Origin of the sequence: Pseudoalteromonas sp. SG44-8, from assembly GCF_014164125.1 — a bacterium.
Lineage (GTDB): Bacteria > Pseudomonadota > Gammaproteobacteria > Enterobacterales > Alteromonadaceae > Pseudoalteromonas > Pseudoalteromonas rhizosphaerae.
The window spans coordinates 131,478-152,229 of record NZ_JACJEQ010000007.1 but is presented as its reverse complement, the minus strand read 5'-3'; the positions used below and the strand labels follow the sequence as shown (position 1 = coordinate 152,229).

Genomic DNA, 20,752 nt, shown 5'->3' with positions numbered 1-20,752 from the left:
TTTACCAAGGCATCTTATTTTTACTAGAAAGGAAAACACTACCTTCTCTATGACTTAGGGGTAATTCGGCAAGAGAGTTCACTTTTTTCCAATCATTTTTTTGAAGAAAAATATTTAAGCCGACTTGTAAACTGTAGTCGAAAATAGTTTTTGCATTTTTTTCGCCATTAATTTCCATCATAAAATCAATTTTTAAAGCGTCCTCCGAAGAAATTGAAGTTAATACATCTGCTTCTTGACCTTCAATATCAATTTTAATTAAGTCAAATTCTTTAGCTATATTACCTATGTTATTAACTTTAACTTCAAATTTATCTAGCTCTCCATAGGGATTACTTTTTGCGCCGCTCAAATGACTTCCAGTTAAGTTTCCACATACTCGTGTAAATTCAGCTTTGCCATCAAAACTTGCCGCGGCTTCATTTATTGGCTTAATCTTTTTACAATTATTTAATTCTAGGTTTTGTTTTAAAACGCGGAATGTTTCAGGGTCCGCTTCAAAACATGTAACTTGATAATCTAATAAGCTCAGCACTATTGAATGCAGACCGATATTAGCGCCAAGATCTAACACATTCTTATAGTTATTTTTATTTTTCAAGTAAAAGCTTAAAATGATTAGCTCATCAATACCAAACAAATGAGTCGTATTAATATTGCCCATATCGTAATACGGAAGAGAAAATGTAATATTATCCGTTAATAAAAATGTTGGTGTTGATGTCGTGTTATAAGCGCTGGCAATTACTTTTGATAGTTTTTTGTTAAGAAGCTGGTAATCACTGCTTGATTGTACGTGTGATTGTGTATTCCTAGCTAGCATAACCAGCTCTTGGTGTAAGTTTATCATTATAGATTTTCCTTCAAACTGGGTATAAGCATAGCTTTTTTTTGTTTTATGTAAGCAAGTTCAGGGCTCATATTCTCTAATGGATTGCCATACTTGATAATCGGTTCATATCTAAAGTTTGGGTTAATTACTAATTCGATAAGCTTTGGCCCTTCTTGATCCATGCGAAGGTGTAAACGTTCTACTAATAATTTTAATTGCTCATTATTTTCAACTTTTTCAGAGTCGATCCCATAAGCTTTAGCAACTTCAGAAAAATTTATGTGAGGCAAGCCATTATTACAATCAGCAGAAAAATAATTTGAGTCTAGCCAATCATCTTGGGTTTGTTTTATCATACAATGACCACTATTGTTAAATACAATAATAATGACTGGAAGTTTCAAGTGATTTAACGTTGAAAGTTCTTGGATATTCATTTGCAAACCACCATCGCCAACTATACAAAATACTTCTTTTTCTTTTGCTAGGGCAACACCAATCGATGCAGGTAAAGCATAGCCCATGGGGGTATTATTATATGAAGAAATATACTGCTGGCCTTTTTTCTCTTTACCGTAGACAAGAGTTAAAGGTAAGCAAGTACCTGTATCCACACATATATTTTGGTCATCACAGAAAGCACCACTAAACAACTCAACAGCTAAATATGGGTTTACACCACTGTAATTATATTCAGGTATGTAGTTAAACTCTTGTGTGACATCCGTAATATAATTTAGCCACACATCGTTATTTTTAAATATTTCAATTAAATCTTCACAATGCAGTGAAAAAGCATCTAAAAAAACTTGTACAGATACAGGAAATTGATAGTTGATTACTTTGCCTAATTGGGCAAATTTCTCTATTTCATTATGGTCAATATCCACCATTGCGATTTTAGCTTCACGTGCAAAGGTATCTAATTTTGCTGTGGCTTTTGAATCTAGTCTGCACCCAATAGAAATGATAAAATCACAATTTTGTAAAACGATATTATTCCCACGTAAAGAATGAGTTCCAAAATTCCCTAGATTTAGCTCGTCATCATGATTTGCAATCCCTTTGAGCGGCCAAGTCGATAGAAAGGGGATTTTTAGTTTTGTTGCAAGTGAAATTAACCGTTCTGCTGAGTTATGGCACCCAGCACCAAGAATAAATAAAGGTTTTTTCGCTTGTTTTAATGACACTATGAAGTTATTAAATATGTTTTCTTGAATTACTTTATGGTTTACAGTTGATTGATTAAAAGCTTCAAATGGTATTTTTTTTATATCTAATATCTCTCGCTGAAAGTCATCAGGAATATCTATTAACACAGGCCCTGGCCGGCCACTTAATGCTGCTTTTATAGCTTCAGGTAATACAGTGATAATGTCATTAGGTCTTTTTAATTGTATTGCGTACTTTGTTATTGGCTTTGCCATAGAAACAATATCGGTTTCTTGGAAACCATATTGGCGAACCCCTAATTTATGCGATTGCCTAAATGAAGCTACATTTCCAGTTATATGTAAAGTAGCTACAGAGTCAAAGTAGGAGCTTGCGATACCTGTTAATAAATTTGTAGCGCCTGGGCCTGATGTGGCTATAGTCACGCCTAGTACATGGTGTGTTTTTGCATAACTATCAGCAGCCATCGCACATGATTGCTCATGTTGCATTGCAATAGCTGAAAGCGAAGGGTGTTTTTCAATTGAGTCAATTAAATGTAAAGCAGCACCGCCTTGCAGAACAAATACATGCTTGATATCTAATTGAGCAAGGTAAGATGCAATATAATCCGTTAGTTTCATTTATGTATGCTCTTTATTGAGTCTACGCAATTTGTAGATATTTGGGTTTTCAAGAGACTCCAAAAAATCCTCATGAAAAATTTCTTTGGATGCAATGCTATAGTTTCGTCCACTAAACTTACTATTTGCATTATCAAGAAGAAAAATTAAGGAGTCGATGACCAGTTGCATAGACACAAAGTCATTTTCCTCATATCTTCTGGCTGTTTCCTTATATGCTTCCGGCACTATTTCTTTTGCGTGGAGTGTTTGTTGGTGAATAGGTGTATCTACCCAGCCAGGACCAACATTTAGAAAGATTAAATCGGGATATTCAGCAGCTAAAACTTCAGTCATTTTTATTAATGCTACTTTCGCATTTATATAAGAGTTGAACTTCGTCGGGGCGCTATTGACGCCTCCGCCAGCAAAGGTCAGGATTTTGCAGTTTGATTTCATTTTTAGAACTGCTGAACTTAACACTTGCACTATAGATAAGTAATTAATTCTATATGCATTTTCCCAATCGTCATAAGAGCAATCTGATAGAGAACCGATTGGCTCGAGTGTGCCATGAACAAAAATTATACTATCATATATTGAAAAGTTCGTTTTATGGCACCAATCGTCAACGTTTTTTTGTGAGCTAAAATCAACTTTTGTTAGTTCAGCAAAATCTAAGTTTGATTTTCGCCCTCGATAAGTACCGTGAATAATCGTATTTTGGCTTAAGCGCTCAGCAAGTGCTTGCCCAATACCACTATTTATTCCTGTAATTAATACTCGATTCATTAAAACGGGCCTTTAAACCAGTTACCAGGAACATCGTGAGGAAATTCTACATCTTCGGTCATAAATATTTCCCTATCAAGGAGTTCAGATACAGCTTTAGTAATCTCAGTTCTGGTTTTGTAGTATTTTTTTGTTAATCCAAAGCTCGTAGGTTCAGGGTAAGAGGGGAGTGCTATTCGTTTTATTGGTTTTTTTAAGGAAGTAAAGCATGCTTCATATATTTTTGCTGAAATTTCACTAGAGACAGAAAATGAGTTATGTCCTATATCAGTGCATATGCAGGTTTGAGTCTTATTGACCGAGTTATAAATAGTTTGCCAATCAATATTTGTCGGTTCAGATACCTCAATTACCTCGCAGTTAACACCTTGTTTTTTTAGGAAGTTGTGGCAGTGTATGGCTTCTAGGAGCATATAGCTATTAGCGATGATAGTGACATCTTCACCTTCTTTGATGACTCTCGTTGTTTGCATGTTTGAGTTGTAATCGACGCACGTTTCTTTGTCGATGTTTTGGTTATGCAGCCATCGATGTTCAAGGAAAATAGTTGGATTATTATCCATTATACTTTGATAAAGTAGCTGTCCTACATTATCAGTTAAGCTTGGAGTAACAACTTTAAGTCCAGGGATATGTGCAAACCATGATTGCAAGCTTTGTTGATGAGTGGGTCCTTGACCCCAACCCCTACCTATGATTAAACGTATTGTTAAAGGTACAGTCATTTGCCCATTAAACATGTAGTGCCACTTAGCGGCATTATTTACAAGTTGGTCCATGGCAAGCAAGAAAAAATCGACTCGTTGATGGGTCATTAATACACGTGTGCCAGTAATAGCTGCGCCAATCCCCACACCCGTCATTGCATTTTCAGATGTTGGCATATCAAAGACACGGTCTGAGCCAAACTTTGATTGTAAGCCTGTAGTTGTACCAAAAATAGCTTTTGGATCATTAATACCTAATCCCATACAAATCATGCTATCGTCTTCAGCCATGGCACAGTGCTGTGCTTGGTTTATTTCTTCAGCGAATGTTGTTGTTTTATTTTGCATAAAGAAACTCTTCGTTTAACTGTGGATTTGGAAAAGGGCTATTTTCAGCAAAAAGAAAAGCATCTTCTATTTCATTTTTTATTTTGATAATCATTTCGTTATGAGTTTTCTCGAAATGTTGATCTGCTGATAGTTCCGCGAATAATAATTTTAACGGATCTTTTTCAAGCCATGTTTTGACTTCACCTGCGGCTCTGTAGTTTAAGTCATCATCAAAATTAGGACCGCAATGCTCTCTGTGACGATATGTATCAAGCTCTAAGAGTGCTGGGGCATTATTCTTTCTAATATATTCAATAGCACTCTCAACGGCATGGGTTAGTGGTATTAAAAGATTTCCATCAGCGTGAAAGCTTTCAACTCCAATTGATTGCGATAAATCCGTAATGCTTCTATTAACCGGCTGGCGAACTTCTAATGGGCTATACACTGAATAGCGGTTATTCTCACATATGAATAATATAGGAAGAGATTTAACTGCTGCAAAATTTAACGACTCGTAAAAAGCGCCTTCTTCCGTTGCACCGTCACCAAAATAACTTACGGTCAAAAAATTGCTATTTTGTAGTTTTTGACTTAGCGCACTGCCAACCGCCAGTGGTATACTATTACCCACAATTGCAGTGCTAGCTATAAAACCGCAATCCAAGTCTGTTAAGTGCATAGAGCCACCTCTGCCACCTGTGCAGCCTGTCGCCTTGCCATATAATTCAGCTATCATTTTCTTTAATGATCCGCCTTTGGCTAGATAGTGGGCATGTGCTCTATGTGAACTGAAAGCCTTATCATCTTTAGATAAAAAATTAGAAACAACAACAGGTACTAGCTCTTGACCTATTGACAGATGTGTTGGGCATCTCATTTCTTGCTCAGGGTAGCGTAAGGCTATCATTTCTTCTATTTTTCGAATTCTTAATGATTCAAAATATGCATCAAGTTTTTTCATTAGGGTATAAACCAATAAAAATCGCCAGTGTAGCCTGTATCTTTGAAAAACTCTTTCCACTGATCAACATGCATCATTGTTTTGGCTGTTAGATTCCAGGCTTCCATGCGTTCTTTTTCTTGTTCATTTCTATATGCATCAACAGTAATAAATGCTTTAGCTTTAGAAACTCGCTCTATTTCTTGCAGTGCTTTTGCACAATTATTAAGATCTAAATTATGAATAGTGTTAATTGATATTACAGTATCAAAACTATTGTCTTCGAAAGGTAATTTAGTAGCGCAACCTTGTTGTAATAAGTGCTTTACTTCCTGTTTGGCATTGTCTAATGCGTAATGGGATATATCTATTCCACTTAATGTCATTGTTGGTAGCTGTTGTAAAATATCATAAAGCATAAATCCTTTTGCACAGCCTACGTCTAATAAACTGCTATTTTCTTGCAGGCCAAAGTGCGTAATAAAGTCAGGCACGACTGGCTGCCAAAATCTTGAATGATAGTTAAAACCACCATAGCCGTGCTCTCTATCACCATCAAAGAATTCCTCGTCAAATTGGCGCGCTATAGCTCTAACTGCTTCACTTTTGGCTTCTAATCTACCAGAAAGATCACGCTTAGACTTAGGGTAATTTTTTAGTAAATCTATTTCTTGTCCTATCATGATTACCTCAAGGTTTGTGAATATAGTCATGTTCTTGCTTGGCGAGTACATCTAAATTTTGCTTCATCCAATAAATTGTTCGTTCTAAGCCGTTTTCTAATGAAATAGAATCTTGCCAATTTAGCTCGGAGCGAATTTTTTTTGTGTCTAATAAATATGCTGCATCTTTTCCTAATCGATCTTCAGTCGATTGGCACACTTGTTCAAATGGGAGCTTAAGCATATTGCAGATTGTTTCAACGAGTACTCGAATAGAGATCATTTGCTCTGTTGAAATATGGTAAATATCACCATTTTTACCCTTTTCGCCAATAAGTTGTGTCGCTGAAGATACATCGTCAATATGTATAAATGATCGTGTTGAATGCCCTCCGCCATGCAGCTGTAATTTTTTGCCTAGTAGGGCATATAAAATAGTACGAGGGATTATGCGATAAAGCTGTTGGCCTTCACCATAAACATTGGCAGCTCGTGTAAATACCACTGGAAAGTCATAAACATCTGCAAATGTATGTAGACTCATATCTGCAGCAGCACGGGAGACTGCATATGGTGTACTGGGTTGATAATTAGTATGCTCTGGTACTAATCCGTTACAACTACCATAAACTTCGGGAGTTGATATATGGATGTATTTTTCAAGGAAATCTAATTGTCGAAGAGAATTGTGTAACTTGATCGTTGAAACAGTGTTAGTCATAAACCAATGTTCAGGATGTTGCCAGCTTTGACCAACCATGCTTTGTGCAGCAAAGTTATAAATTTTTTTAATTTTTTTCTGTTTAACAATATCAATAATTTTTTGCAGATGATGATTTATATCCAGTTGGCTAAATTGCAATTTATCTGCATTTTTTTGCCAACTATATGGTAGTAATGCTGAATTAGGTTCTGATGAGCGACTAACAGCAACAATTTGCTGATCATTTTTTAGCATATGCGCACAAAATGATGCCCCTGAAAATGAATTGCTTCCTAAAACTAAAATTGATGAGTCATTCATAGTTTAGATTGCCGCCTTATTTATTTTATTCTCAAGAAGAGAAAATTGAGTTTGAATATTTCCAAATGAATCATCCATCCATGCATTTATTTGAAATTCATTATCATTAAAGTAATGATTTTTTCCAACTTCAAAGCCGTGCATGCTATTTGTTCTGTCTGATAGATTTGGAATATCATTCGAACACCATCTAAAAATGATTGAGCGAGCCCCTTCAAGATAGCTAATCGGATAAAGAGGACCACTGTCAACACCCATATTTATATACGCTTCATGGTATAAGGCGAGCCTGATACTTAAATCTACAGCTGCAAGGGGATACGTTGTAAGCGATTGATATTTTTCTTCAAGGGGCTCACTTACTTTATAAGTATCTCTAATAATTAGCGGAAAGTATTCATTGAGGTCTAGTGATAATGCAAAATCAAGCCATGCCGTTGTATTGCTATTTCTGTGCTCGGAATTTGCCCAATATTCTCTCAATGTAATTGTTATTAGCTTTTTTTTGCCCACGTAATGTCTTATGAAGTCATTAACAATAGTATAAGCTTGTTGTGGAGGTGCTAAGTTACTTAATTTAATATTTTGCTCGGCATAAGATTTTAATAATTTAAAATCTCCAGCTGCTTGTCTAGGGTTTTGAAAGTAGTTATTTGGATATATGCTAGGGTTCAAGCTTTTATAGTATACAAGGCTACTTTGCGAAATCGGCTGATCAATACCTATGCATGAGGCAAGACAATTAAACATGGGTTTAATAACCTTTTCGATACGCCATTTAGCATCAACGTTATCGTGATATACATTTAATCCTGGAGTATCGTCACTATGGCTAGGGATAATTACAAATTGAATATTTTTTTTATTTTGTTTTTTTCGTTCTATTTCAGCTAAAACGATAAAAGTAGTTACATCAAAGCAGGGCAAATTATAAGAGAGATCATAAAAAGCATATAACGTTGATTTAGTATCAATATCAAATTGCATTTGTATACAAGGAATGAGCTTACCGCTCATGTGGTTAAAAAAAGAACATTGATTAGTGGTAATACCAATTTTATTTAAAGATTGTAAGATATCAAAGACAAATTCAGAACAAATTACTACTTGGAGCGTTTGTTTTTTTTCTAGTTTTGATAATTCTTCTAATGATTTTGCAGGCGTGCCTTTGTATGATTCGCCACCATTTGTACAAGCAAAAATATTATTGTCAGTATTATATTCTGATCGGATAAACATTTCTGTTGAGGCTGTAATTCCGTAGACAATGGTGGTCATTAATTAGCCTCACGTAATGCATTGTATAGAGCTTTCATTAAGATATGCCCGACAATAACTTGAGTATCTTCTGATATCTGCATATCTTGGACTTCGAAATGGAAAACTTGGTCAAGCATCGGCTTAACTTTACCGCCAGAAAATCCTAAAATGCCCACTGTTTTCATGCCAATGTCGAGTGCTTGTTGAGTCGCTCTAATTATATTTTCAGAGTTACCGCTACCAGATAAAACAAGTAAAATATCATTGCTGTTTGCTTTAACTTTTAGCTGATGTGCAAAAATATTTTCATAACCAATGTCATTGCCTAGGCAAGTTAAAACAGAGCTGTTTGCTGGTAATGCTTCAACTTTTAATGCATTACCTTCTGGGCTAATACCAAATGTAAAGTCATTTGCAAGGTGGATTGCATTTGCTGCTGAGCCGCCATTGCCACATAAATATAAAGTGCCGTTATTTGCCTTCATAGTAAGTAAGGTATCAACAAGACTCTTAACTTGTTCACTATCTAACTGTTTTAATACATCCGTTAGGGTGTTCACATAGTTTGTTGTCAGGTTTTTCACTGAATCCTTGGCTATAGTGGTTGCAGATTGGTTGTTAGTCATAAAACTTCTCTTTGCATCCATTTAAGGTTGTAAAAATGGTCTTCATCTTTAAGTAAGTCTTGTTTGTAAGCTGTAATAATTTCGGTAATGGCTGTGTCGACATTTTTATTGGGTGTAAAACCGGTAGATAGTAACTTATCTGAATTAATACGGTAACAACGAGGGTCATTTGAAGGAGTAACCTCAATCTCACATGCTATTTTAGCCTGTACCATTTTTGCTATATCCATAATTGAGATATTTTCAAACCCTGCATTAAAGACACCAGAGACTTTCTCTGGATTATCCAGCATATAAATATAGAGATCAGTAATATCGTCAATATGAATATTTGGTCTGACTTGATCGCCGCCAAACACTGTGATTTTTCCATTTTTTAGAGCTTGCATTGTCAGCATATTGACAGAAACATCTAAGCGCATTCGTTTAGATAAACCGCATACAGTTGCTGGGCGTACAATTTGTACCGCCATGTCGTCGGCATAACTAAGAAGTACACGCTCTGCAACCATTTTCGTTTTGTTGTATTCAGAAATAGGCTCAAGCGTTAAGTCCTCAGTTACTTGCTCTTCATCTTTAACGCCGTATACGCTACCCGATGACGCATAAATAAACTGTTTTATTCCACAGCGCTTTGCTTTATCGGCTAAGCGCATAGTTGCTAACGCACTCACTTCCCATGTTAATTTAGGGTTTAAATCACCACAGGGATCGTTTGCGATAGAAGCAAGATGAATAATAGAATCCACACCGTCTAAGTTAATCGTATCAGTGTCGCGTACGTCACCTTTAATGACTGAGAGGTTGTCATGAGAGGGCAAAAAATTACCAAACCATTGGATGTCAAACGCGATTACGCGATGGCCTAAAGCCAGTAGTTTTGGAACCAGTACAGTTCCTTTATAGCCAGTTGCACCGGTAACTAATATTGTTTTTGGATTCATTTAATATTCTCTAATTCTTTGGTAGTCATAAATATAATGTTCAATGACATACAATTATTATGCCTAACTTAAGTAGATTTTTGCTCTACATGTTTATTTATATCGGTGATGTGAGGGTTTTCCTTTAATGTTTTTATTAAATCATTATAGGAAAAATCTACTTTATTCAAAAAATGCTCATAAACAGCGGTAATTGCTTTGTAATCGTCTGGTTCATCAAGTGTTAGGCGAAAGTGGCTATAATCTTCATACGCACTGAATGTGTGAGTCGTTATAGTATTAAATTTTGCCATGCCTAACGTAACATGCTCACGATCGTCCGGTGATGTTGCTTTTAGATGGGTATTCTCTAGTAAATCAAATGAAAATGCGCAGCAGTCAAGTCCTCTAGGGTAACCACTATGAGGACCTAAATTAACCATGTCATAGGTTTGAGTCACTCTTTCATTAATCACTTTGTTACATAGCTCTTCATCAATCAGTGGACAATCACTCGTTAGCCTAACTATGGTTGTAGATGATTGAGCATTATAATGTTTAGCAGCCAGATAATAGCGGCTTAGTACGTCTTGTGTATCCCCTTGGTAGGTTTTAATATTCAGCTGTGTGCATAAATCCAAGATAGGCTGCTCAGTGCCATCATTAGTTGTTGCGACAATGATTTGATCGTGCCAGTTTGGTAAGCGTTCAAGCATAATTTGTAACACTGGTTTGCCACACAGCGGCAACATCACTTTGGCAGGCAATCTGGTTGATGTCATACGTGCTTGAATTATTATTAATACATCAGACATGGTCACTGGTAATCGTAATTATTATTGAGATAAATATAGCAAATCATTACACTCTTGCACATAACTTAAAAGTTAAAATCCTTTTGGATCAATATAGTTTATCAAATTGTAAGCTATTGTAGATAATTAGGTATGAAATTTGCTTTGATTTAATGATTTTTTGACAGTGCAATTTAAGGGGCGCAAATGGCGTTTAATTCTGAAATTACCATCGATGGTAGAAAAATTGGGCCAGGTCATCCTGTGTATATTATTGCCGAAATGTCAGCAAACCATGGTCAAAATTTAGAGCAGGCGAAAGCGTTAGTTAGAGCCGCAAAAGAGGCCGGAGCTGATGCGATAAAGTTACAAACTTACCGCGCAGATACTTTAACAATGGATTGTAAATTACCGCATTTTGAAGCAACAGGTCCATGGCAAGGACAATATTTATATGATTTATACGAAGGGGCATATATGCCATGGGATTTTCACGCCCCTTTAATTCAGCTGGCGAATGAAATCGGTATCACTATTTTTTCTTCACCATTTGATGATTCTGCAGTCGATTTATTGGAATCTTTTGATTCACCTGCATATAAAATAGCTTCGCCAGAGTTGATCGATCATGACCTCATTCGAAAAGTTGCTGCGACTGGAAAGCCGGTGATTATGTCAACAGGTGGAGCAACGCTTGCTGAGATTGACGAAGCTGTGAAAGTTGCTCACCAAGCAGGAGTAACAGATTTAGCTATATTGAAATGTACAAGTAGCTACCCAGCTCCCCCGCAAAGCATTAATTTAAAAACAATCCCTCATTTAGCAGATGTTTTTAAAGTACCAATAGGCTTATCGGATCACACATTAGGTAACCATATACCTGTCGCCTCTGTAGCTATGGGGGCGACAATTATAGAAAAGCATTTTGTGATGAGTAAAGAAGATGAAACGGCTGATAGCTTTTTTTCCATGACACCAGATGAACTTGAAGATTTAGTTCAAGGAGTTAGGCAAGTTGAGTTGGCTATTGGCAGTGTACATTTCCCTAGTGAGCCCAGTAAAGCAAGGCGTTGCCTATTTGCAGTGAGGGATATTGCTGCTGGTGAAGTTTTGAACAAAGAGAATGTGGTCAATCTAAGGCCTGGTGTAGGTGAGCTGATGCCAAAGGATTTAGGATTTATAACGGGCAGACTCGCAACGAAAGCGATTAAAAAAGGTATGCCTTTGACTTGGCATCACGTTGGAGCGATTAAATGAACTATCTAATTTACGGAGCGGGTCATTTTGGAGAATGTTTTTATAGAATTTTAGTAAAGCAAAAGCTACAAGTTAATGGGTGGATCGATCAACGTTTAGTTAGCCAGATGAAGTATAATTTACCTATTTTTGATGAGCATACAGCTGATCGTAATATGACAGTCATTGTTGCTGTAACGCCGTTAGTTAACTCTAATAGAGGGCAAATCAAAGAGCACCTACAAGAGCTCGGTTATAATAATGTTCTTGGCTTTTTTGAGGCTGCACGAGAGTTCCCAGAAGTGTTTAAGGAATATGCACAGCTAGAGCATTTATGGATGCGCACAAGTCATCATGATATGTTGAATTTACCAAGTATTAAGTGGTTACGAGCGCGTTTGGGGGATGATAAAAGTAAAAATATATTAGATAAATTGTGTGCTTTTAGGGCATCCCTTTCTATTGATGACTACCCTGAACCGGATAGAAAAATTGAGTACTTCCCAGATGATATACCTTTCAATTTTCAATCACCAATTCGTTTTATCGATTGTGGTGCTTATACTGGGGATACAGTAGAGGCGTTTGTAGAACTTCATAAAAAAAATATTATAACACTTGAGCATATTTCCTCATTTGAACCCGATACAAATAATTATCAAACACTTACAAATACACAAAACAGGCTAAAGAAAAATAATCCTGAAATTTCTTTTCAAGCATTCCCTTCGGGGGTTTGGAAATGTGTTGATTTACTTAATTTTAATCAAGGGCAAACAAGCTCCAGCAATATTATACAAAGTGAAGTTATAAATGATTCTTCAGTATCTGTTGTTGATTTAGACTCAACTTGTCAAGCTATGGATATAAACTATATAAAAATGGACATAGAGGGGGCCGAATTAGCTGCTCTTGAAGGTGCCAAAAGTTTAATTCAAACCCAGCAGCCTGTGCTAGCTATTTGTGTTTACCATAAACCGAAAGATTTATGGGAACTCCCTCAATTTATCGATCAATTGCAGCCTAATTACGATATGTATTTACGAGTACATGAACATTTAGGGTTAAGCACCGTTTTGTATTGTATTCCAAAAGGTTCTCATTAATGAAAAATCAACTTATTAACTTTTTATATCAGTTTTTTACAGACAGAGGTTGCGCTGTTGATATTGATAATATTTTAGAGCTTTCATTCAAGGATGATATAGCTTTGGATTCATTTGAGATTCTGACATTAGTAATGCAGATTGAATTGACTTTCGGTATAAAAATTGAACCTCAGGAATTGCTTGATCCAAAGACGAATTATGTGAGTGGATTTGTTGATATGGTTATGGCAAAGCAATAATTATGTTTGCAATTCGTATCACTAATAAGCAAGACAATGGCATTGGTCATTTAATGCGAATGAAACATTTGGCTTCTGCATTAAAACAGCATCAATTAGGTGTCCACATAATTCTTGATGATTTATGTCAGTTTAGCCAAACGCTGTATGCAGATTTTAAAGTGGCTGATGTTCATTGGCAAAATTATGAAGAGGACGCACTTTTAACAATTAATTATATGCATCAGAATAGTTTATCGCATTTAATAGTTGATAGTTATACTTTACCGCATGAATACGAGCAGTTGATAAAGAAATCCGGTTTTACCTTAACCGTTATTGATGATAACGAGCGACAACATACTTGCGATTTTTTGATTGATTATAAATGGGTAGGACCGAATACAAAGAGCCGTTATGAATCGCTAGTACCGACTGATTGCGTTCGTCTTTTAGGCCCGAATTATTGTATTTTAGATCCCACATATCGTACCGTTGAAAAGCACTCTTCGGAGTCAGATCTTCCCGTTCGAGTTTTATTTTCATTAGGTGGCGGTGGTGATCTTTTTATTCTAAAAAGAATCTTTGATGGATTACCAAGAGCCATTCAAGCAAATGTTCTTTTTGATATAGTGATAGGTCCCTATGCAACGAATAAAGATACTATGTATGCTATTGGGCAAGAGTTTCCAAATATTAATATTTTAGAGAATGTAACTTGCCTGAAAGAGTATTATGAAAGAGCCTCACTTTTTGTGGGTGCATTAGGCACCTCTTTTTATGAATGTGCTGCGACTAAAACACCAGCGATTACTTTTTCTCTTGAGGATAACCAGACTAATGATATTGATATCTTGGAGTGGTTAGGTCACTACCTCCATATTAATGATGTTTCTATTGATGATTTTTTGCGATTAGGAGAGTTAATTGATATCGCTCTTAGTCAATTACCAAGATTACAATTGCTGGTAGCCAAAAGAAAAGTATCGGTTGATGGCGAGGGGGCACGGCGAATAGCTAAAGCTCTTGTCGGTGAGAAGATATCAACAAATTGTTTTGCTATTGCTGAGCAGCACTGCGAAGTAAAGACTGAATTAACAGATAATTTGGTTGTTTGCCAAGTTGATGATACCCATATAAATAGTTATTTATCGGCTAGAAACTTACCTAGCAATAGCGTGAGAATGACTGTGCAGAATGCTATTAAGCCATTGGAACATTATTTATGGTGGTTTAATCAATCACGTTTTAACTTTGTGATTACAGAGCGAGAAGGCAGTAGGCAATCTCAAAGTTTGTATATCTGGCATAATTTATATAAAGATAAGTATTTATATGGCGGCTGGTTTTCTTGTAATCAAGATCTTTCCTTGCCCATAGCTATGATCGCCTTACAATGGCAACTTGAGTTTTGTAAAGCGAGTCATCCCAATGCTATTTGGCTTGCGGTGATCCACAAAGACAACAAATTTGTAAATTTGCTAAATAGCTATATGGGATTTGTGGCAATACCAATACATTCAAAAGAATATAAAGTAACGCAACAGTTATTTCCTTTGGCCGATGAGCAGTTTAATTTTGTAATGTGGGACCCAAATGCACAATAAAAATATATACCAGCTTGTTCAATCACATACGGTTACTCAACCTGAGAAAATTGCGTGTATATATCAACAGACCCAAATTAACTACCAACAACTAATAAATAAGGTTGATTCTTTAGCTGCTGGCCTGACTCAGTTAGGAATTAAGCAAGGACATAAAGTTGCGTTATTTTGTCCAAATAACCTCGAGTTTACATATTGTTTATTAGCTGCGGCTAAACTGGGTATTGCGCTTGCGCCATTACCACTAACTCTTAAAGGACAGGCTTTATCAAAAGCGTTACAAGTAGCTGATTGCGAGTATGCTATAGCATGGATAAGTGTGGCTGAACAACTTGTTAATAATGATGTTTTAGCTACCGACAATATAATTACGATAGGTGGCAATAGTGATAACTTGATTGATTTGGTCAATGTAATGTCTGCATCCACGGCGCAATATGATGAGTTTCCAGTAGAAAATATCAATTTACCTTATATTCTTACCATGACTTCAGGTTCTACTGGTCAACCTAAGCCAATAGTATTTACTCAAGCGACTAAAATTGTTCGCGCATTTGATGCGACGGCTCAGTATTACCAATTAGATAAAAGCGATGTTGTGTTGGTTTCAACACCTTTATATCATTCACTTGCACAGCGCTCTTTACTGATGCCACTAATGTTGGGCGCAAGTGTAGTTATTTTACCCAAGTTCTCAGTTAATGCTTGGCTTGATGCAATCAATACTCATAAAATTAGTTTTTTATTTGCTGTTTCAAGTCAACTAAAGGCCTTGATCCCAGAGTTAGCAAAAGCACAGTTAACAAGCTTGAAGTGTGTTGTATCATCTTCTGCAACGCTTGAAAGCGACGACAAAAAGTCACTGTTATTAGCCTTGAATTGCCGTTTTCATGAATGTTATGGGGCATCAGAAATGGGGGTGATCAGTGATTTTGATATAACCGAGCCGAATGTACCGATCAATAGTGTAGGTAAGCCTTTACCAAATCTGAAAATAAAAATATGTGATGCTGAACGTAATACTTTGTCTAATGGTAATATCGGTGAAATAGCTTGTCGCTCACCAACTGCGTTTGCACAATATTATAACTTACCAGAGCAAACTGCGCAGAGTTACGACAGTGATGGTTATTTTTTTACTGGTGACCTTGGTTATTTGGATGATGATAATTATCTTTATTATGTTGGTCGAACAAAAGAAGTTATTAAATCGGGCGGGATCAATGTTTACCCGAGCGATATTGAGTTGGTAACTAATTACTTACCTTGGATTGCTGAGTGTGCGGCTTTTGGAGTAAGTGATGATAAATTTGGAGAAGTCATTTTATTATCTTTTGTTTGTAATGATACTGCGCCAGTGAATGCAAAAATGCAGTTGCAAATGCATTTATTCAAAGAACTTACTGACTATCAGCAACCGCGAATTTTGTTTGAGATGAAAAGACTGCCAAAAACCGAAATGGGTAAAATCCATAAACCGAGTATCAAGCAGGCATATCTAGAGAGTTGTAATTAAGCGTATTACACGCTTTCCCAGCCAAGTGTTTGTGTCGAACGTTTAGCAGCAGCAAATAACTTTAAGCCATCTGCGGCGTGTTCTAAACCAAATACGTATGGTTGGTTATTTTCTTGCCCTAGTTGAAAACATTGTAAATCTTCAGCGATGTCGCTGTATAAGTTTGCAAATGCTTCTACAAAACCAGTGGGGTGGCCTGGTTTCATGCGGTTATATCTAAATTGGTGGGCGTAGTCGCACTGACCCGCTCGGTCTAATATCTCTCGCCTACCATCATTAAAATTTAGTTCTAACTCATCGGGGTTGAGCTGTAACCATTTAGCACTTCCGGTATCTCCATACACTCTGATCTGTAAACCGTTACGATGACCAATAGCCGTTTTTGACATCCACATGCTGCCTTTGACGCCACTGGCATACTTTACTAGCATTTGTACGTCATCGACTAAATTAGCATATTGAGAGTGGTTACTAAATTCAGCTAATGTGTGAGTTGGTTCCTCACCCAATAAAAAGCTACTTAGGTGATGAAGGTGAACACCTAAATCTAAGCAAATGGTTGGTACTTCAGCATCTCGCAGACGCCACGCCTGCGGTTGTGATGTTTTTCCCGCGATATCGGGGGGGCGGCGAAAGCCTTCTTGCGGCATTTCTAAGTGAATTTTTTGAATTGTTCCCAGCTTTCCTGAATTTATTAAATGCTTTAACTCACGTACCATTGCATAGCCACTGTAGTTAAAAGTAACAGCTAAAAATTGTTTCTTTGGATCATAATAAGGGCGAAGAGTTGCAATTTCTCGTGGTCCACAAACCATCGCTTTTTCACAGATTACGGGTAATTTTTTTTCGAATAAATACTGTAAAACTTCTAAATGATGTGGTGTTGGAGTGAGCACTACAAAAGCATCAATGTGACCCTTTTCAGCTTCGACCATTTCTTTCCAATCTGCGTAAACACGTTCTGCTGGGATCCCCCAATGAATACCTGTAGCTTGATTATTTTCTTGATTACGACAAAAGGCACCGGCAACAACTTGAAATTTATGATCCATGTGAGCTGCGCAAAAGTGCACATAACCAACAGCTGACGTGTTACCCCCGCCAATAAAAGCAAGTTTGAAAGTCGGGTGAGTTTGTAACATAGTTGCCTCAAGGTTCATTAAATAATATGTTTATATCGTCAAAAAGGTTGAAAACTTTAATTTAAGATTTGCTGTAGAGTGTTCAGTACAAAATGCACTTCTTGCTCTTTCAACGATGGATGAAGAGGAAGGGTGATAGCACCTTGATAATATTTTTCAGCATTAGGGAAGTCACCAACCTTAAAGCCTAGAGTTTGATAGTATGGCTGTAAATGTATTGGAATATAATGAACGTGGCCAATGATCCCAGCTGCTCGAAGCTGAGTTACAGCGTTTTTATGACGAGTTGTATTGCTATTATTTAGTTGAATTATGTACAAGTGATAAGCGGAATAACAGGTATCAATTTGCTGTAATGGACGAACCAAATTTAAATCAAGATGTGTATCATATATTTTAGCAAGGTGATGTCGCTGCTTAACAAATTCGTCAACTTTACTTAGTTGGCTAAGCCCTAACGCTGCGTGTAAATCAGTCATACGATAATTAAAGCCAAGCTCGATTTGCTGATAGTACCAAGGTCCATGACTTGCATCGGTCATTTCACTTTCATCTGATGTGATCCCATGGCTTCTTAATCGTTTTAAACGCTTTGCTAAATTATCATCATTTGTAACCGCCATACCGCCTTCAGCTGACGTGATGATTTTCACAGGATGAAAGCTGAATACGCAAATATCTGAAAACTCACAATTACCAACAGGTTTATCTAAATATTTAGCACCAATGGCGTGAGAGGCATCTTCGATAATTTTAAAATCATATTTAGTAGCGAGCTGATGAATGGCTTGCATATCGCATGATTGACCCGCCAAGTGTACCGGTATGACAACTTTAGGTAAGCAGTTATTTTTTTCTGCTAGGATCAGCTTCTGCTCAAGTTCCTTAATCGACATGTTGCCGGTATCTAAGTCAATATCAACAAAGTCAATCTTAGCACCACAATAAAGTGCGCAATTACTTGATGCTACAAAAGAAATAGGAGATGTCCAGACTATATCGTTTTCTCCAACGCCTAATGCTAGGCATGCGATATGTAACGCCGATGTTGCACTATTTACTGCAATGCCATGCTTTACTTTACAGTAACTAGCAATGCCAGCTTCAAATGCAGGTACTTTAGGACCTTGCGTGAGCCAGTCAGATTGTAAAACATTGAGTACCGCATCAATATCTGCTTGGTCAATAGATTGCTTTCCATATGGGATCATAAAAGTGCCTGAATATTAAAAGCTGCTATTTCTTCTATTGTCAAAAAGTGGGGGTTACTTAAAGAACTATACTCAAACCCGACTTCAACTTTTTTACCGCGCTCATTTAATGCGTTTGTATCAAAACTATTGCTGCGACTACTAAATTTAATACCAGGTGCAATCACAAAATGATCATCAAATTCGTAGGTATCAAAACACAAATCAGAAGGGCACATCACCTCATGTAATTTTTCACCCGGGCGAATACCAATATTTTTTTGTGGCAGGTTTGGTGCCATAGCTGTTGCTAAATCTGTAATACGAATTGATGGGATCTTGGGAACAAAAATTTCTCCCCCTAACATCCTCTCAAAGTTAGTTAAAACAAAATCAACACCTTGTTGTAGGCTTATCCAAAAGCGGGTCATTTCTTCATGGGTGATAGGGATATGGTCGCGGCCTTGGTCAATAAACTTTTGGAAAATAGGCACTACTGAACCGCGCGAGCAGACTACATTACCGTAGCGAACAACTGAAAATGTGGTGCGATTACCACCGGCAATATTATTAGCGGCAACAAACAATTTATCGGATGCTAATTTTGTCGCACCATATAAATTAATTGGGTTGGCTGCTTTATCAGTAGAAAGCGCAATGACTTTTTCAACATTATTATCTAAGGCAGCATCAATGACATTTTCCGCACCATTGATGTTAGTTTTGATGCATTCCATCGGGTTATATTCTGCGGCAGGGACCTGTTTAAGAGCTGCAGCATGAATAACGTAATTTACTCCACGCATTGCACGGCGTAAGCGGTCTTTGTCGCGTACATCACCGATGAAGTAACGCATACATGGTTGATCAAAGTCTTGCTGCATTTCAAATTGTTTTAACTCATCACGAGAGAAAATAATTATTTTTTTTGGCTTGTATCGCTCAAGTAACGTTTTTACGTATTTTTTACCGAATGATCCGGTACCACCGGTAATTAAAATTGTTTTGTTATCGAACATAGTTTTACCCAAGTTATTTATCATTGGCGTAGTTATAGTAAAAAATTAAATACGCAAAAAGTGAAATTTAATACACTGCTCAGTACTTTACCTATTAACAGAGTAGGTTAGCAAGCACGATGCCAAGTTAATTTAATTAAACAATGGTACAAAGTGCAAAATTTGGCAAATTAAGCTATAATTTAACCAATCAGCGTGTCGGAGCCTGTTATGAAAATTCAATCACCAGCAACTAGTTTTTTAAACCAAACACAGCAAACCAGTAACAAGCTTGCAGAGCAACTTGCTACGGGTAAAAAAGTCAACTCTGCGGCAGATGATGCCGCTGCATTACAAATAATTAATAGATTAACCTCCCAGCAAGACGGTTACAGCCAAGCGGTGAATAATGCCTATGATGGTATTTCTTATTCGCAAGCGACCGAGTCAAACTTGTCGGGTGTCAACGATGCTGTCTCGCGTATTCGTGAATTATCTATCCAAGCAGGTAATGGGGCATTAAATGATAATGACCGTGCTGCTTTGCAAGAAGAAGTAGTGCAGTTACAAAGTCAAATTACAGAGACGTTTGAAAATGCTAATTTTGCAGGAAAACCTATGTTTGATGGTCAGTCGGTGTCGTTTCAAGTTGGTCCAGATGCGAATGCAAATCAAACGGTTACTCCTTCGGACGGTAGTTTTGCATCAGTAATATCAACAATTGATATTTCTACTCAAGCAGGTGCTCAAGCTGCAATTGATATTAGTGACCAAGCAGCGGACGAAATTAACGCCCAGCGAGCTGAACTTGGTGCTTTTCAAAATACTTTGGCAAGTACCATTAAAGGCTTAGGAACTCAGCAAGAAAATATTGCCGCGAGCCAAAGTCGAATTCAAGATACCGATTATGCTCAGGCGGTTTCACAGCAAGTATCAAATGATATTTTAGCACAAGCGTCAGTTGCACTGCGTGGACAAGCCAACCAATCGGCTGAATCTATTTTAGGCTTGCTTTAATATTAAAGATACTGCGGTAATTCTTAAGTATTACTTGCAATTAGCTAAGCG

At 37.0% G+C, this 20,752-nt stretch carries 20 protein-coding genes; 6 read left to right on the top strand and 14 right to left on the bottom strand.

Features of this window, described 5'->3' with window-relative positions:
- Position 1: 1 nt before the first annotated feature.
- From H5163_RS08405 to H5163_RS08355, 11 genes are all read right to left on the bottom strand, one after another.
- A complete protein-coding gene (locus H5163_RS08405; RefSeq protein ID WP_145239468.1) occupies positions 2–850 on the bottom strand; it encodes an FkbM family methyltransferase in 849 nt (282 codons plus the stop codon).
- Positions 850–2,628: a thiamine pyrophosphate-binding protein gene (locus H5163_RS08400; RefSeq protein ID WP_182734916.1), complete on the bottom strand. Its 1,779-nt coding sequence runs from the start codon at positions 2,626–2,628 to the stop codon at positions 850–852. The genes H5163_RS08405 and H5163_RS08400 overlap by 1 nt, the downstream gene beginning before the upstream one ends.
- The gene (locus H5163_RS08395) at positions 2,629–3,399 is read right to left on the bottom strand and encodes an SDR family oxidoreductase (RefSeq protein ID WP_145239465.1); all 771 of its coding nucleotides are present in this window, start codon (positions 3,397–3,399) and stop codon (positions 2,629–2,631) included.
- Entirely contained in the window at positions 3,399–4,454 is a 1,056-nt protein-coding gene (locus H5163_RS08390; RefSeq protein ID WP_076923526.1) for an alpha-ketoacid dehydrogenase subunit beta, read from the bottom strand. Before H5163_RS08390 ends, H5163_RS08395 begins: the two co-directional genes overlap by 1 nt.
- The gene (locus tag H5163_RS08385; RefSeq protein WP_169019240.1) at positions 4,444–5,400 is read right to left on the bottom strand and encodes a thiamine pyrophosphate-dependent dehydrogenase E1 component subunit alpha; all 957 of its coding nucleotides are present in this window, start codon (positions 5,398–5,400) and stop codon (positions 4,444–4,446) included. The genes H5163_RS08390 and H5163_RS08385 overlap by 11 nt, the downstream gene beginning before the upstream one ends.
- Entirely contained in the window at positions 5,400–6,062 is a 663-nt protein-coding gene (locus tag H5163_RS08380) for a class I SAM-dependent methyltransferase (protein WP_083707533.1), read from the bottom strand. The genes H5163_RS08385 and H5163_RS08380 overlap by 1 nt, the downstream gene beginning before the upstream one ends.
- Positions 6,063–6,069: 7 nt before the next feature.
- Positions 6,070–7,065, bottom strand: a complete 996-nt coding sequence (locus H5163_RS08375; RefSeq protein WP_076923524.1) for a GDP-mannose 4,6-dehydratase — start codon at positions 7,063–7,065, stop codon at positions 6,070–6,072.
- A 3-nt stretch (positions 7,066–7,068) separates the two neighbouring features.
- Complete coding sequence (locus H5163_RS08370; RefSeq protein WP_182734915.1) at positions 7,069–8,343, bottom strand: hypothetical protein; 1,275 nt, start codon at positions 8,341–8,343, stop codon at positions 7,069–7,071.
- On the bottom strand, positions 8,343–8,951 hold the full coding sequence (locus H5163_RS08365) for an SIS domain-containing protein (protein WP_076923522.1): 609 nt from the start codon (positions 8,949–8,951) through the stop codon (positions 8,343–8,345). Before H5163_RS08365 ends, H5163_RS08370 begins: the two co-directional genes overlap by 1 nt.
- Positions 8,948–9,895: an NAD(P)-dependent oxidoreductase gene (locus tag H5163_RS08360; protein WP_145239453.1), complete on the bottom strand. Its 948-nt coding sequence runs from the start codon at positions 9,893–9,895 to the stop codon at positions 8,948–8,950. The genes H5163_RS08365 and H5163_RS08360 overlap by 4 nt, the downstream gene beginning before the upstream one ends.
- A 68-nt stretch (positions 9,896–9,963) precedes the next feature.
- Positions 9,964–10,689, bottom strand: coding sequence for a cytidylyltransferase domain-containing protein (locus H5163_RS08355; protein ID WP_076923520.1), 726 nt, complete (start codon positions 10,687–10,689; stop codon positions 9,964–9,966).
- Between the two features lie 186 nt (positions 10,690–10,875).
- Between H5163_RS08355 and pseI the strand changes: the two genes are divergently transcribed.
- The 5 genes from pseI to H5163_RS08330 are packed head-to-tail and all read left to right on the top strand — an operon-like array spanning position 10,876 to position 16,354.
- A complete protein-coding gene (pseI, locus tag H5163_RS08350; protein ID WP_182718191.1) occupies positions 10,876–11,925 on the top strand; it encodes a pseudaminic acid synthase in 1,050 nt (349 codons plus the stop codon).
- Complete coding sequence (locus H5163_RS08345) at positions 11,922–13,010, top strand: FkbM family methyltransferase (RefSeq protein WP_145239448.1); 1,089 nt, start codon at positions 11,922–11,924, stop codon at positions 13,008–13,010. Before pseI ends, H5163_RS08345 begins: the two co-directional genes overlap by 4 nt.
- Entirely contained in the window at positions 13,010–13,252 is a 243-nt protein-coding gene (locus tag H5163_RS08340) for an acyl carrier protein (protein WP_076923517.1), read from the top strand. Before H5163_RS08345 ends, H5163_RS08340 begins: the two co-directional genes overlap by 1 nt.
- A gap of 2 nt (positions 13,253–13,254) precedes the next feature.
- A complete protein-coding gene (locus H5163_RS08335; RefSeq protein ID WP_182734914.1) occupies positions 13,255–14,838 on the top strand; it encodes a hypothetical protein in 1,584 nt (527 codons plus the stop codon).
- A complete protein-coding gene (locus H5163_RS08330) occupies positions 14,828–16,354 on the top strand; it encodes a class I adenylate-forming enzyme family protein (protein ID WP_182718188.1) in 1,527 nt (508 codons plus the stop codon). Before H5163_RS08335 ends, H5163_RS08330 begins: the two co-directional genes overlap by 11 nt.
- A gap of 5 nt (positions 16,355–16,359) precedes the next feature.
- On the opposite strand, the gene H5163_RS08325 is transcribed toward H5163_RS08330, so the two are convergent.
- From H5163_RS08325 to pseB, 3 genes are read right to left on the bottom strand one after another with little or no spacing between them, the layout of a single operon-like run.
- Positions 16,360–17,496: a Gfo/Idh/MocA family protein gene (locus H5163_RS08325; RefSeq protein ID WP_182731005.1), complete on the bottom strand. Its 1,137-nt coding sequence runs from the start codon at positions 17,494–17,496 to the stop codon at positions 16,360–16,362.
- A 56-nt stretch (positions 17,497–17,552) separates the two neighbouring features.
- On the bottom strand, positions 17,553–18,707 hold the full coding sequence (gene pseC / locus H5163_RS08320; RefSeq protein ID WP_145239433.1) for a UDP-4-amino-4,6-dideoxy-N-acetyl-beta-L-altrosamine transaminase: 1,155 nt from the start codon (positions 18,705–18,707) through the stop codon (positions 17,553–17,555).
- Entirely contained in the window at positions 18,704–19,705 is a 1,002-nt protein-coding gene (gene pseB, locus H5163_RS08315) for a UDP-N-acetylglucosamine 4,6-dehydratase (inverting) (protein ID WP_145239431.1), read from the bottom strand. The genes pseC and pseB overlap by 4 nt, the downstream gene beginning before the upstream one ends.
- A 210-nt stretch (positions 19,706–19,915) precedes the next feature.
- Between pseB and H5163_RS08310 the strand changes: the two genes are divergently transcribed.
- Positions 19,916–20,701: a flagellin gene (locus H5163_RS08310; protein WP_182734913.1), complete on the top strand. Its 786-nt coding sequence runs from the start codon at positions 19,916–19,918 to the stop codon at positions 20,699–20,701.
- Positions 20,702–20,752 lie beyond the last annotated feature (51 nt).